Annotated in this window: 13 protein-coding genes; 4 read left to right on the forward strand and 9 right to left on the reverse strand. The window is 69.9% G+C overall.

Going from position 1 to position 14,034, the window contains the following annotated elements; translation table 11 throughout:
• Nucleotides 1-11 precede the first annotated feature (11 nt).
• Nucleotides 12-938 carry an SURF1 family protein gene (locus tag ABIA35_RS28720; protein WP_370359933.1) on the forward strand — a complete coding sequence of 309 codons (927 nt, stop codon included), beginning with the start codon at nucleotides 12-14 and terminating at the stop codon, nucleotides 936-938.
• On the opposite strand, the gene ABIA35_RS28725 is transcribed toward ABIA35_RS28720, so the two are convergent.
• Nucleotides 919-1,890 (reverse strand): hypothetical protein, encoded by a 972-nt coding sequence (locus ABIA35_RS28725; protein ID WP_370342342.1) that lies wholly within the window; start codon nucleotides 1,888-1,890, stop codon nucleotides 919-921. The genes ABIA35_RS28720 and ABIA35_RS28725 overlap by 20 nt on opposite strands.
• Before the next feature lie 448 nt (nucleotides 1,891-2,338).
• On the opposite strand from ABIA35_RS28725, the gene ABIA35_RS28730 reads away from it, so the two are divergent.
• Nucleotides 2,339-2,764, forward strand: a complete 426-nt coding sequence (locus ABIA35_RS28730) for a transposase (protein WP_370342341.1) — start codon at nucleotides 2,339-2,341, stop codon at nucleotides 2,762-2,764.
• A 134-nt stretch (nucleotides 2,765-2,898) separates the two neighbouring features.
• Here ABIA35_RS28730 and ABIA35_RS28735 read toward each other — a convergent pair whose 3' ends face one another.
• Nucleotides 2,899-4,830, reverse strand: coding sequence for an ABC transporter ATP-binding protein (locus tag ABIA35_RS28735; protein WP_370342386.1), 1,932 nt, complete (start codon nucleotides 4,828-4,830; stop codon nucleotides 2,899-2,901).
• A gap of 96 nt (nucleotides 4,831-4,926) precedes the next feature.
• On the opposite strand from ABIA35_RS28735, the gene ABIA35_RS28740 reads away from it, so the two are divergent.
• Nucleotides 4,927-5,904: a phosphotransferase family protein gene (locus ABIA35_RS28740; protein WP_370359934.1), complete on the forward strand. Its 978-nt coding sequence runs from the start codon at nucleotides 4,927-4,929 to the stop codon at nucleotides 5,902-5,904.
• Nucleotides 5,886-6,689 (forward strand): SGNH/GDSL hydrolase family protein, encoded by an 804-nt coding sequence (locus ABIA35_RS28745; protein ID WP_370342339.1) that lies wholly within the window; start codon nucleotides 5,886-5,888, stop codon nucleotides 6,687-6,689. The genes ABIA35_RS28740 and ABIA35_RS28745 overlap by 19 nt, the downstream gene beginning before the upstream one ends.
• Before the next feature lie 1,264 nt (nucleotides 6,690-7,953).
• On the opposite strand, the gene ABIA35_RS28750 is transcribed toward ABIA35_RS28745, so the two are convergent.
• The 7 genes from ABIA35_RS28750 to ABIA35_RS28780 form a co-directional block, all read right to left on the reverse strand.
• A complete protein-coding gene (locus ABIA35_RS28750; RefSeq protein WP_370359935.1) occupies nucleotides 7,954-8,730 on the reverse strand; it encodes an enoyl-CoA hydratase/isomerase family protein in 777 nt (258 codons plus the stop codon).
• Nucleotides 8,731-8,944: 214 nt separating this feature from the next.
• Nucleotides 8,945-9,163, reverse strand: coding sequence for a helix-turn-helix domain-containing protein (locus tag ABIA35_RS28755; protein ID WP_344665843.1), 219 nt, complete (start codon nucleotides 9,161-9,163; stop codon nucleotides 8,945-8,947).
• Between the two features lie 316 nt (nucleotides 9,164-9,479).
• Nucleotides 9,480-11,078 carry an ABC-F family ATP-binding cassette domain-containing protein gene (locus tag ABIA35_RS28760; protein WP_370342336.1) on the reverse strand — a complete coding sequence of 533 codons (1,599 nt, stop codon included), beginning with the start codon at nucleotides 11,076-11,078 and terminating at the stop codon, nucleotides 9,480-9,482.
• Between the two features lie 91 nt (nucleotides 11,079-11,169).
• Nucleotides 11,170-11,697 carry an NUDIX domain-containing protein gene (locus ABIA35_RS28765; RefSeq protein WP_370342334.1) on the reverse strand — a complete coding sequence of 176 codons (528 nt, stop codon included), beginning with the start codon at nucleotides 11,695-11,697 and terminating at the stop codon, nucleotides 11,170-11,172.
• Between the two features lie 239 nt (nucleotides 11,698-11,936).
• Nucleotides 11,937-12,260: a metal-sulfur cluster assembly factor gene (locus ABIA35_RS28770; protein ID WP_370342333.1), complete on the reverse strand. Its 324-nt coding sequence runs from the start codon at nucleotides 12,258-12,260 to the stop codon at nucleotides 11,937-11,939.
• A complete protein-coding gene (gene sufU, locus ABIA35_RS28775; protein ID WP_370342331.1) occupies nucleotides 12,257-12,733 on the reverse strand; it encodes a Fe-S cluster assembly sulfur transfer protein SufU in 477 nt (158 codons plus the stop codon). Before sufU ends, ABIA35_RS28770 begins: the two co-directional genes overlap by 4 nt.
• Before the next feature lie 41 nt (nucleotides 12,734-12,774).
• Complete coding sequence (locus ABIA35_RS28780) at nucleotides 12,775-14,031, reverse strand: cysteine desulfurase (protein ID WP_370342329.1); 1,257 nt, start codon at nucleotides 14,029-14,031, stop codon at nucleotides 12,775-12,777.
• Between the last annotated feature and the right edge of the window lie 3 nt (nucleotides 14,032-14,034).

Here is a 14,034-nt window from a genome sequence, read left to right on the forward strand (position 1 = left end):
AGCGTCGGGCTGTGTCTCGGTACCGTTTCGTCTTCTCCTGGCGCTGGATCCGCCTGCATGTCCTGATCTGGCTGATCCTCATCCCCTCCTTCATCGGCCTGGGGATGTGGCAGCGGTCCCGCTATCACGAGCGGACCGCGGAGAACGCGGTGATCCGGACCGCCATGAACGCCCCGCCGGTGCCGATCGAGGGTGCCGACGCCGTGGGCGCCGCCGTCGCGAAGCAGGACCGCTGGAAGCAGCTCACGCTGGTCGGGACCTTCGACACGGCGCACCAGTTCCTGGCCCGCAACCACCAGGAGAACGGCAACCCGGGCTTCTACGTGATCACCCCGCTGACCCTGGCCGACGGCACGTCCGTCCTGGTCAACCGGGGCTGGATCCCGACCGTGAGCTCGGACGAGCAGGAGTCGCCGGCGATTCCGGCGCCGCCGTCCGGCACGGTCACGATCACCGGACGCCTGCAGCAGTCCGAGACCAAGGGCAACACCGGTATCCGGGACGTCACCACCGGGCTGCCGACCGGGCAGATCAGCCTGATCAACACCGACGCGCTGGCCCTCAAGACCGGGCTGCAGCTGCGCGGCGGCTACGCCGAGGTGATCACCTCGAAGCCGGCCGACTCGGCGGCGAACGCTTCCGGGGTGCAGATCACGCCGGTCGACGCCCCGTCCCTGGACGAGGGCCCGTACCTGTCCTACTGGTTCCAGTGGTGGCTGTTCTGCGTGATCGCGGCCGGCGGCTGGATCACGATCATCCGGCGCGAGGCCCAGCACCGGGACCGGGAGGCCGCCGAGGCGGCTGAAGAGGACGAGTACGACGAGGACGACGAGGACGAGTACGAGGACGCCGAAGCGGAAGACGCGGTGGACACCGCAGCCGGGGCGGAGACCGAAGACCCGGCCTCCGCCCCGGCCGCTACCGCGCCAGCGCCCTGAGGACGTCCGCCAACTCCTGCGTGGGCTCGAACCGGATCCCGTCCTCGGCCCGGCGCGAGCCCTGCCGGTACAGGACCCCGTCGCGCCACCAGAACAGCTGATCGCTGACCGGGCCCGGCCCGGTCTCGTACTGCCGCCGGGCCAGGCGCAGCATGCCCTCGGCCGCGGCCACCGCCTCCGGCCCGCGCACCGGGTGTGCCGCGAACAGGCCGCGGTTCGGTATCACCACCAGTGCGCCATTCCCGTCGACGGACACGTAGTCGGGCAGCCAGAAGGAGTGCGTCGGCGCGTAGCCGGAGCCGCCGCGCACGACCGTGATGCTGACGCCCTCGGCCTCCAGCAGCCGGGTCTCCAGCAGCCCTTCGCGCCGCACGTTCTCCCGCGCGGTCCGGTAGGCCTCGCGGGCGGTCACCTTCCAGCGCGCCAGGTCCCCGTAGGCGACCGGGCCCTCCTCGGGCCGGTACCAGCGCACGCCGGCGCCCAGCGGGTCGCGCAGCGGCGAGGGCGGGACCAGCTCCAGCACCTCGACCAGACCGTCGGCGCAGAACCGGTGCTCTATCCCGGCCAGCGCCGCGGAGTCGGCGTCGTCGCCGCCGAACAGCCGGGCCCGGATCCGGCCGCGGACCGAGGCCCACTCCGAGTCGTGGTCTCCGGTGGAGGACACGGAGCTGGCGTAGAACCCTGAGGGGTCCACGCGTGCGAGCACCAGTTCCTCGACCAGCTCGGGCCAGTCGGCCTTCTCGGCGACCTCCATCCGGCGCTTGAGGGCGGCCAGCGGCCAGCGGCCCCGGTGCGGGCCGTAGACCTCGATGAGCCCCTCCTCGACGATCGACCACGCGCAGCCGCGACGGCGCAGCTCCACGTCGAGCAGACCCACCATCGCCACCGCTACCGGGTCCCCTTCCGGCCAGCTCCTGCGAGCCTCGGCGGCGTGGCGTCCGTTCGTTCCCACCTGCGGATCCCCCCAAGAGAGAGTCGTCGTACCGGATTGCGAAGCAGCCCCCGGCTACCCGCGATCGCTCCCCGCACTCAACATTTTGACGAAAGCCGGTCGCGTTCGGTTGCCGAACAGTACCGATCTAGTCCCGAGCTAGTCCTTTCGCCGTATAAGCGCCACGTATCCCTTCCCGCTCTCCCATCGAGTGGACCATCGGACAGGGTAACGCCACGCGGTGCTTCCGTCTGCCTCCAATGGGTGACATGCGACCCGAAAGCGTGACGTCTGCTGTTTCGACCGCGTTGGGCGATACGTGCCCCACACCCCGCCGCACACAGAACCGCCGGATGTCCACAGCGCGGTCCTCCTGGGTGTCCCCGCCCCGCGCCGCGACCCCGCTGCCTCCCCCTCCGGCGCCAACACCCTGACACGCCTCCGCCGCACCGGCCACCAGGACCCCGTGGTGACCGACCGTGCCTGGGAGCGCATCAGCGCCCTGCTCCCCGAACGCCCCCGCCGCCGCCGCAACCCCGGCCGCAAGCCCCTGGACGACCGCGCGGTCCTGAACGGCATCCTGGTCGTCCTCGGCCGCCGCATCGGCTTCGAGAAGCTCCCCCAGGAACTGGAGTACGGAAGCGGCATGACCTGCTGGCGCCGCCTGCGCGACTGGCAGCGCGCCGGCATCTGGACGGACATCGCGCGCGTCCTGCGCGAGGAGATCCCCGAGGCCCGCCGCATCGACTTCGACCGGGTGATCGACAGCGGCGAGGGCGGCGCGGTCGAGGGCGAGACCCGGGTGGCCCGGCGCCCCCGGTCCACGACGCTGATCCGGCAGCCCAGCCCGGTGGCGATGGAGTTCGGGTTCACGGCGCTGCGGAAGAGCCGATAAGGGCTCGCTTCGGGCAGGCGACGAGCGGCTTCGAAGGGGCGGCGACTATGTCAGCGCCGCCGCGTATACCTCTATAAGGGGTAGCAATTACCTAACACAATGCCGCGCCCCACCACCTGCCGCGCCGCCGCATGTCACCCAGCAGCCGCGGCAACCTCGGCCTCGGCCTCGGCGCCGCCCTCCCCGCTCCGCGCACCTTCCTGCCCCTGGAACTGCACCCGATACAGCTCGGCATAAATCCCACCGGCGGCCAGCAGCTCCTCATGCCGCCCGCGCTCCACGATCCGGCCGCCGTCGACCACCAGGATCTGGTCCGCGTCGCGCACCGTCGACAGCCGGTGCGCGATCACCAGCGACGTCCGTCCGCGCAGCGCCCGGGCCAGCGCCCGCTGCACGGCCGCCTCGCTCTCGCTGTCCAGGTGCGCGGTGGCCTCGTCGAGGACGACGACGCTCGGCGCCTTCAGCAGCAGGCGGGCGATCGCCAGCCGCTGCTTCTCGCCGCCGGACAGGCGGTAGCCGCGGTCGCCGACCACGGTGTCCAGGCCCTCGGGCAGGCTCTGGACCAGGTCCAGGATCTGTGCGTCGCGCAGGGCCTCGGTCAGTTCCTGCTCGGTGGCCGTGGGGCGCGCGTACAGCAGGTTGCCGCGGATCGTGGTGTGGAACATGTGCGCGTCCTGCGTCACCGTGCCGACCGTGGCGTGCAGGGACTCCAGGGTGACGTCGCGGATGTCGGTGCCGCCGATGCGGACCGTGCCCGAGAGGGGGTCGTACAGGCGGTTGGCCAGGGAGGTGATCGTGGTCTTCCCGGCGCCGCTCGGGCCGACCAGGGCCACCATCTCGCCGGCCGCCGCGGTGAAGGTCACGCCGCGCAGCACCTGCGCCGACGGGGCCTGGTCCAGGCGCGCCACCGACTCCAGGGACGCCAGCGACACCTCGTCGGCGGTCGGGTAGCGGAAGGCGACGTCGTCGAACTCGACCGGGACCGGCCCGGTCGGCAGGACGCCGGCGTCCGGCTTCTCCTTGATCATCGGCTCCAGGTCCAGGACCTCGAAGACGCGGTCGAAGGAGACCAGGGCCGACATCACCGTGATGCGGACGTTGGTCAGCGCGGTCAGCGGGCCGTAGAGCCGGCCGAGCAGGGCCGCCAGGGCGATCAGGGTGCCCAGGGTGATCGAGTGGCTGATCGCCAGGCGGCCGCCGATCAGGTAGGTCAGCGCGGTGGCCAGGGAGGCGACCAGGGTCAGCGCGGTCATGAACCACGCGCCGGTCAGGGCGATGCTGACGCCGGCGTTGCGCACCCCGGCGGCCTTCTCGGCGAACTCCGCGTCCTCCTCGGCGGGCCGGCCGAACAGCTTGGCCAGCAGCGCGCCGGAGACGTTGAAGCGCTCGGTCATCATCGCCGACATGTCCGCGTTCAGCTGCATCTGGCGCCGGACCTGGCCCTGCATGCGCTTGCCGACCCGGCGGGCCGGGATCAGGAACACCGGCAGCAACGCCAGCGAGAGCAGGGTGATCTGCCACGACAGGTAGAACATGGTCCCGGCGACCAGCACCAGGCTGATGACGTTCGACACCACGTTGGACAGCACCGAGGTGAAGGCCTGCTGGGCGCCGATGACGTCGCTGTTCAGCCGGGAGATCAGCGCCCCGGTCTGGGTTCGGGTGAAGAAGGCGAGCGGCATGCGCTGGACGTGCGCGAACACCCGGGTCCGCAGGTCGTAGATCAGCCCCTCGCCGATCCGCGAGGACAGGAACCGGTTCACCAGCGAGGCCGCGGCGTCGCCCACCGCGACTGCGGCGATGATCAGCGCCAGCCGGGTCACCACGCCCCGGTCGCCCTTGAGCACGCCGTCGTCGACCAGGTTCTGGGACAGCAGCGGAGGCAGGACCACCAGCACCGCGTCCACGATCGTGATCGCCAGGAACACGCCGATCAGCAGCCGGTAGGGCCGGGCGATCGTGAAGATCCGCTTGATGGTCCCCGGAGCCAGCTTGTGGTTCAGGATCTCTTTGTCGTTCCGGCCACGGGCGCCGCGCATCATCATGCCCATGCCCGGCGAGCCCATCCCACCACCCATCGACACGCGTGCTGCTCCCTTTGTCGTGATCCCGTCAGAGATAAATGCCGTCAGGCGGTGCGGCCATTCCCATAGCCTTCAGCCATGTTGAACCCTCCGGACTCGTTTCCTGAAGACGAGTTGCGTGCGCTGTTGGCGAACACCTGGGAGCTGCAGGTGACGGCCTCGGCATACGCCCCGGTCGGCTTCGGTTCACACCATTGGTCGATCCGGGACGCCGAGGGCGGACAGTGGTTCGTCACCGTGGATGAGCTCCCCGGCGGACCGGAGGCCGCGGCAGAGCGGCTGAGGGAGTTGAGGAACGCTCTCTCCGTCCCCAGGACCCTACGCGAACACGGACACGCCTTCGCAGTCGCCCCGGTGGCGGCCCCGGACGGCACCGTCGTGGCCGGACTCGGCCCCGGCTTCGCGGTGTCGGTCTACCCGCACCTGGACGGCGACAGCCACCCCTGGCAGCCCTGGGAAGGCGCCGACCCCGCCCTGCGCGCCGAGGCCCTGGCCGTCGTCGGCGAACTCCACGCGGTCCCGCGCTCCGACTGGGGCGCCGCCGACACCGAGGACTTCGCGATCCCCCAGCGCGCCACCCTCGACGCCGCCCTGGCCGGCCGCCTCCCCGATCCGGCGGCCGGCCCGTTCGCCGGCCCGGCCGGAGATCTCGTCGCCCGGCACGCCGCGCTGCTCGGCCGGCTGCTGGCGCACCACGACGCCCTCGCCGACGCCGCCCGCGCCCGCCCGGAGACCTTCGTCCTCACCCACGGCGAGCCCCACCTCGGCAACTTCCTGCGGGTCCGGGACCGCCTGGTGCTGATCGACTGGGACACCGCGCTGATCGCCCCGCCGGAGCGCGACCTGTGGGACTTCGAGCTCGGCGACCCCGCGGTGCAGGACCTGTACAGCCTGCGCTGGGACCTCACCGAGACCGCCGTCTACCTGGGCCTTTTCAGCCGCCCCCACCTCGGCGACGCCAACGAGCGGGCGAGCTGGATCAACCTCGCGGACACCCTGGCGAACCTGGAAACTACCGCCGCTAGGATCGAGCCATCATGGACTTCACGGCACTGAGTGCCCGCCAGGGCAAGATCATGGTCTCGGTCGGGGACTCCTTCACCGAGGGCATGTGCGACGACATCCGCACCGACGGTTCGTTCCGCGGCTGGGCCGACCGGGTCGCCGAGCGGCTGGCCGCCGACGACCCGCACCTGCGCTACGCCAACCTCGCGGTGCGCGGCAAGCTGATCGGCCAGATCGAGCGCGACCAGATCCCGCTCGCGGCGACGATGGACGCCGACCTGATCACCCTGGCCGGCGGCCTGAACGACGTGCTGCGGCCGGGCTGCGACATGAAGGCGGTCGAGGCCAGCGTCCGGTCCTGCTTCCGGCAGCTGGCCACCACCAAGGCCACGATCGTCCTGTTCCGCCCCACCGATCCGCGCCGCCGGATGCGCGGCTCGCAGCGCCTGATGCCGGCCGTCAACCGGCTGATCGAGCTGGTCGACGAGTTCGGCCAGGCGCACGGCGCGGTGGTCGTGGACCTGTTCACGGCCCGGGTCTTCGACGACCCGCGCATGTGGGCCGAGGACCGCCTGCACTTCTCCCCCGAGGGCCACCGCCGCGTCGCCGAGGCGGTCCTGCAGGCCATGGGCGCCGAGCCGAGCTTCGACTGGCGCGCCGGACCGCCGCCGGCGCGGCCCAAGCCCTGGCTCCAGGCCCGCCGCCAGGACCTGCGGTGGATACGGATCTACCTGCTGCCCTGGATCGGCCGCCGGATCACCGGCAAGTCCTCCGGCGACGGCCGCGCGGCCAAGCGGCCCGAGCCGACCCCGGTGGTGGAGCCCGCTCAGGCATAGTCGGGCACGGGGTTGTGCCGGGGCCGCGCCGTCCACAAAAATGGCGCGATCCCGCGACAAAGGACCGGCAACCCACCCCACGACCGACAGGCAGGGCCCCAATTGGATACGCTCCGGCGACTGGGCCAGCGGGCCCGCGGCGACGTCCCCACCGCCGCGTGGCTGATCCTGCTGGCGGTGTTCGTCACCGAGTACTGGTGGTGGCACAGCCGGGTCAAGCTGTGGGACGGCGACGCCCTCTACTACGTCGCGGCCGCCCTGAAGTTCGCCGGGCACTCCACCGACGACTCGCTGCGGCTCACCGGGGCCTTCTTCCACCAGGAATCCACCGTCGGGCGAATACGCGGCACCCTCACCGGCGTCGCGGGCCAGCCCGGCGTCGGGGAGTTCAACCTGGAGGCGCCGCGCTTCTTCTACTCGGCGCTGGCGGTTCCGTTCATCTGGGTGTTCGGCGCCAAGGGTGTCTGGGTCCTGTCGTTCCTGTGCGCGGCGGCGTTCCTGTTCGTCACCATGCGCCTGCTGACCCGCTTGTTCGGCGTGCAGCTCGCCCTGGGAATGCTGGTCCTGTACCAGATCGCCTACGCGTTCTGGTTCTTCCAGACCGGCATATACACCGAGTCCCTGGCCGCGCTTCTCATAGTCCTGATCATCACCAGGCTCCCGCTGGACCGCGAGACCTCACGCAACGATCTGATCTGCATCGGCGTGCTGCTGCTGGTCCTGGCCTTCACCCGGCAGACCGTCCCGGTGCCGGTCGCGGCCATAGTCTTCGCCTACCTGTGGACCGCGGTGCGGACCAAGACCTGGGGCAAGGGGAACGTCTGGAGCGGTCCGGCCCTGGTCGCCGGAGGACTCGGTGTGTTCGCCGTGGGCCTGGTGAGCGCCCTGTTCCCGTTCAACGAGCTGCGCCACTACTCCGAGGTGAACCACCTCGGCGACACCGCCTACGTCGAGGCGCATCCGGGCCAGACCCTCGGCAAGATTCCCGGCCTGGTCGTGGACATGTTCGCGCGCGAGTTCCGGGGCGCCTTCGCCGGCGACCACGGCCTGCAGGTGCTGTGGCTGCTGACCGCGATCGCCATCGTGGTGCGGTTCCGGAACGTCTACGCGGCCATGGTCGTCGGCTCGGCGCTGGCCTGCACGCTCCTGAGCATCCTGGACGCCACCGGGCGCACCTCGCTGCGCTACTTCGTGCCGATGTACCCGATGGCGCTGATGCTGGTCGCGGACTTCTGGCGCTCGCGCGAGTGGAGCGCGTTGAGCGTCAGGACTCTCCCGTCCCGGCCAGATCCCGGAACCGCCGCGTCTGAGCAGCCCGCTCCGCAGCTCGCTGCTCGTCGTACGGACGCCCCGACGCTGCCCGCAGCAGAGCCTTCGACTCCGTGACCGCGCCGCGCGGGGCGGCCAGCAGGTCGGCGGCCAGCTTCGCCGCGGCGGCGTGCAGCTCCTCGCGCGGCACGACATGGTTGGCCAGCCCGATGCGCAGCGCCTCCTCGGCGTCCACGTAGCGCGCGGTGGCCACGATCTCCAGCGCGCGCGAGTAGCCGACCGCGTCGACCAGCGGCTGCGTCCCGGCCAGGTCCGGCACCAGTCCCAGGGCCGGCTCCTTCATACAGAACAGCGCGTCGTCGGCGGCGATCCGGATGTCGCAGGCCAGTGCCAGCTGGAAGCCGGCGCCGATGGCGTGGCCCTGGACCGCGGCGACGGTGATCAGATCGGTGCGGCGCCACCAGGTGAACGCCTGCTGGTACCCCTCGATGGTGCGGTCCACCTCCTCGTCGGAGGAGGCCGCGAAGGTGGCGAAGTTCTCGAACATGGACCGGTCCAGGCCCGCGGAGAAGGACTTGCCCTCCGCGCGCAGCACCGCGACGCGCACCGTGCCCGGCAGCGCGGCGCCGATCGCGGTCAGCGCGGCCCAGAACTCAGGAGTCTGCGAGTTGCGCTTGTCCGGACGGTTCAGCGCGATGGTCGCGGCCTCGCCCTCCAGCAGCACGTCGATGCCCGCGTCCGCGGCCTGGCGTGCGGTGTCTTCCCAGCTCATGCGCTCTCCTGAATCCGTGCGGACGGTGCCGAAGAGCGAGACTACCCGCGGGTAACTTGTTGCGCCAGCGCGGGGCCGGACAATGGAGGTGTCCCGGCGCCGGCCTGGAGCGGCACGGGACGGAAGAGAACAGAAGAGGGCGGGGTGCCCATCACGCACCCCGCCCCTTCGTCACCGGTCGGCTCACCCGAGCTCCGGCCGGCTAGTACGCTCGTCAGGCAGTCTTCGCCTTGCCGCGCGTCGCGCCGCCCCGGCCCCGAAGCGTCACACCGGATTCGCTGAGCATCCGGTGCACGAACCCGTACGAACGCCCGGTGGACTGGGCGAGGGCGCGAATGGACTCGCCCGCCTCGTACTTCGCCTTGAGGTCGATCGCGAGCTGCGACCGCGCGTCGCCGGTCACCCGGCTGCCCTTCTTGAGAGTCTCGGCCACACGTGCCTCCTGGAGTGGATGTGCGCTCTAGGTACACATGATCACCCCTCGCAGCGCTCTTGGCCACCGATTCGGCGATGTTGCCCATAACATCAATGTCACGTCGCCCGATCCGACCAGTAGATCATGCCGATTTGACCGGTTATCGCATGATCTATTTCCCTGTACGAATCAGCCCTCGATGAAACATTGCGACCCGAAGGGTCTCCATGACGGGCGGCGGTGGGAGACGGGTGGGCGAAGGTCCCGCCCTGGCGAGACGTGGCGAATTGAGGTGGCGGACGCGGCGAACGCCCGCCCCCGCCACCCGTCGCCGCTAAGCGAGCGAAACGAGATCCAAATACTGCTCGCTCCACAGATCCTCGTCGCCGTCCGGAAGCAGGATCACGCGCTCCGGATTCAGCGCCTGCACGGCGCCCTCATCGTGGGTCACCATGATCACAGCGCCCTCATACGTCCCGAGCGCCCCGAGGATCTCCGCGCGCGAAGCCGGGTCCAGGTTGTTGGTGGGCTCGTCGAGCAGCAGCACGTTCGCCGTGGAGACCACGAGCGTGGCCAGCGCCAGACGCGTCTTCTCGCCGCCGGAGAGCACACCGGCCGGCTTGTCGACGTCGTCGCCGGAGAACAGGAACGAGCCGAGCGTCTTGCGCACGTCGACCAGGTCCAGATCCGGCGCCGCGCTGCGCATGTTCTCCAGGACGGTGCGCTCCGGGTCGAGCGTCTCGTGCTCCTGCGCATAGTAGCCGAGCTTGAGACCGTGGCCCTCCTCGACCTGGCCGGTGTCCGGCGTCTCGACGCTGCCGAGCAGGCGCAGCAGCGTGGTCTTGCCGGCGCCGTTCAGGCCCAGGATGACGACCTTGGAGCCGCGGTCCACCGCCAGGTCGACGTCGGTGAAGACCTCCAGCGAGCCGTAGGACTTCGACAAGCCGGTGGCGAACAGCGGCGTCTTACCGCAGGGCGCCGGCGTGGGGAAACGAAGCTTCGCCACCTTGTCCGACTGACGGACCTCGTCCAGCCCGGCCAGCATGCGGTTGGCACGGCGGGCCATGTTCTGCGCGGCGACGGTCTTGGTGGCCGAGGCGCGCATCTTGTCGGCCTGCGCGTTCAGCACAGCGGCCTTCTTCTCGACGTTGGCCCGCTCGCGCTTGCGGCGGCGCTCGTCATCCTCACGCTGCTTGAGGTAGAGCTTCCAGCCCATGTTGTAGTAGTCGATCGCGGCGCGGTTGGCGTCCAGGTGGAAGACCTTGTTCACGCACTGCTCGACCAGGTTCACGTCGTGGGAGATGACGATGAAGCCGCCCTTGTAGGTCTTCAGGAAGTCGCGCAGCCAGACGATCGAGTCGGCGTCGAGGTGGTTGGTCGGCTCGTCCAGGAGCAGGACCTCGTTGTCCCCGAACAGGATCCGGGACAGCTCGACGCGGCGGCGCTGGCCGCCGGACAGGGTGTGCAGGGGCTGGTTCATCACGCGGTCGGGCAGGCCCAGGGCCGAGGCGATGGTCGCGGCCTCGGACTCGGCGGCGTAGCCGCCGGCGGCGATGAACTCGTCCTCCAGGCGGGCGTAGCGGCGCATCGCCTTGTCGTGCGTGGCCTGGTCGTCGGAGGCCATGCGCTTCTCGTTCTCGCGCATCCGGCGCAGGATGTCGTCCAGGCCGCGGGCGGACAGGATGCGATCGCGCGCGATCACGTCCAGGTCGCCGGTGCGGGGGTCCTGCGGCAGATAGCCGACCTGGCCGGAGCGGTGGATGCTGCCGCCGGCCGGGATGGTCTCGCCGGCCAGGGTCTTGGTGAGCGTGGTCTTGCCGGCGCCGTTACGGCCCACGAGGCCGATGCGGTCGCCGGGCCCCACTCGGAAGGAGGCCTTCTCGATCAGGATGCGGCTGCCGGCCCGGAGCTCGACGTCGGTTGCGGTGATCACAACGCACCATTTTACGGTGCGTGCGACACCGCTCCGGAACGGGTTTTCGCCACCGGTGCTCCCACATCGCCCGCGAATGCGGCGATGTGACTCAGATCGCCTGCAGACCCGCGATCAGACGGCTGCCCAGACCCCGGTCCACCCGCCGGCTGTCCCGCCAGCACACCGCGAACGAGCGTCCGGCCCGCCAGGAGCTCAACGCCGTGCGGGTGTAGCCGACCGTCGCCGAGGGCAGGTCGTCGACCGTGAACCAGCCGAGCTTCTCGCACTTGCCGGGCTCGGCGTTCACCGGGCCGCCGGACCAGCGACTGGCCGCGAAGAACAGCTGCATGCGCGGTTCGCCGTCGGCCTCGCGGTGGTGGACCGTCACCGCGTGCTCCAGATCGGCGGGGTCGATGCGCACGCCGAGCTCCTCGCGCGCCTCGCGGACCAGAGCCTGCACAGCGTCCTCGCCGGGCTCGACGTGGCCGGCGGGCACGTGCCACCGTCCGGAACCCCACACGGCCCCTCTGCGCAGTCCCAGAAGCACGCGCTCGTCATCGGGCCGCTGCAAGATGAGGTGGACGGCGAGCATGCACGCCTCTCGGCTGCTGTCAGTCGCCTTCCGGATCCCGGACACAGGCTCCCCCTTTGTACGCGGGTCTTGACCATCCCGTTACTTGTAACAGGTACCAACCTACCCACACGTACCGTCGTTTACGCAAGACCTCTGCGCCTGCGAATGCACATGCATCCGGCGAGTGCGCACACGAAAACGCCCGATCCGTAACGGATCGGGCGTTTTCGAATCAGTACTCGGACATCGGAGTCTCAGACTCCGGACCGATCAGACGTCGAACCGGTCGGACGTTGAATCGGTCAGACGTTGAACCCGAGGGCGCGCAGCTGCTCCCGGCCGTCGTCGGTGATCTTGTCCGGACCCCACGGCGGCATCCAGACCCAGTTCACCCGGAAGTCGGCGACCAGGCCGTCCAGGGCCATGCGCATCTGGTCCTCGATGACGTCCTGCAGCGGACACGCCGCCGAGGTGAGTGTCATGTCGACCACGGCGATGTTGGCGTCGTCCACGGTCAGGCCGTACACCAGGCCCAGATCAACGACGTTGATCCCGAGCTCGGGGTCGACCACGTCGCGCAGCGCCTCGGTGACGTCCTCGATCGGCGCCAGTTCGGTCGTGCTCATGCCTTCACACCACTCTTCTTCTCTGTGTCTGCCAGCGCCTGCGCGGTCGCGTCCTTCCAGGCCATCCACGACAGCAGCGCGCACTTCACACGCCCGGGGTACTTGGCGACGCCGGCGAACGCCACGGCGTCCTCCAGCACCTCCTCGTGCTCCTCGGCGAACTCCGGACCGTCCAGCTTGGCCTGCATCAGCTGCAGGAAGGTCTCCTGCACCTCGCGCGCCTGCTCCACCGACTTGCCGATGAGCAGGTCCGCCATGACCGAGGCCGAGGCCTGGCTGATGGAGCAGCCCTGGGACTCGTAAGAGATGTCGCTGATCACGTCGCCCTTGAGGTCGACGCGCATGGTCACCTCGTCACCGCACGTCGGGTTCACGTGGTGCACCTGGGTCGCGTACGGCTCACGCAGACCCTTGTGGTGCGGGTGGCGATAGTGGTCCAGGATGATCTCCTGGTACATCGATTCCAGCTGCATCTCTTAACTTCCCGCCTGCACAGTGTTCCTGATTAAGGCTTTCAGACTCCGAAGAACCGCTTGACCTCGTCCAGACCCGCGACGAGGGCGTCGACCTCGGCGGGCGTGGAGTACAGATAGAACGACGCTCGCGTGGTCGCGGGAATTCCGAACCGCACACACACCGGACGCGCGCAGTGGTGGCCGACGCGCACCGCGATGCCGTGCTCGTCGAGGACCTGGCCCACGTCGTGCGGGTGGATGTCGCCGAGCGTGAACGAGATGGCCGCGCCGCGGTCCTCGTTGGTCGCCGGGCCGATGATCCGCAGACCCTCGACCTCCTGCAGCCGCTTGAGCGCGTACTCGGTGATCGCGTGCTCGTGCGCCGCGACGTTCTCCATGCCGATGCCGTTGAGGTAGTCCACGGCGGTGCCCAGCGCGATCACCTCGGCGATCGGCGGCGTGCCGGCCTCGTACTTGTGCGGCAGGCCCGCGTACGTGGACTTCTCCATGGTGACCGTCTGGATCATCTCGCCGCCGCCGAGGAACGGCGGCAGCTCCTCCAGCAGGTCCCGGCGGCCCCACAGCACGCCGACGCCGGTCGGGCCGAGCATCTTGTGGCCGGTGAAGGCGACGAAGTCGGCGCCCAGGGCCTGCACGTCCAGCGGCAGGTGCGGGGCGGACTGCGAGGCGTCCAGGACCACCAGCGCGCCGACCTCGTGCGCGCGCCTGACGATGGTCTCGACCGGGTTCACGGTGCCCAGGATGTTGGAGATGTGGACCAGCGAGACCACCTTGGTGCGCTCGTTGATCAGCTCGTCCAGGTTCGACAGGTCCAGACGGCCCTCGTCGGTGATCCCGAACCAGCGCAGCGTCGCCCCGAGCCGCTCGGCGGTCATCTGCCACGGCACGATGTTGGAGTGGTGCTCCATCTCCGAGATGACGATCTCGTCGCCCGGGCGGATGCCGTAGGGCTCGCCGGCCCAGCCCAGCACGTTGGCGACCAGGTTCAGCGCCTCGGAGGAGTTCTTGGTGAACACGACCTCTTCGCGCGGGGCGTTGATGAACGCGGCCACCTTGTCGCGGGCGCCCTCGTACAGCGCCGTGGCCTCCTCGGCCAGCACGTGGATGCCGCGGTGCACGTTGGCGTTGTGCAGCGAGTAGTACTCGACGATGCTGTCGATCACCTGCTGCGGCGACTGCGAGGTCGCCGCGTTGTCCAGGTACACGAGCGGCTTGTCGCCGTGCACCAGGCGCTGCAGGATCGGGAAGTCCTTGCGGATGGCATCCGTATCAAGGAACTGAGGGGTAATGCCCATGAG

The organism is Catenulispora sp. MAP12-49 (genome assembly GCF_041262705.1).
GTDB lineage: Bacteria > Actinomycetota > Actinomycetes > Streptomycetales > Catenulisporaceae > Catenulispora.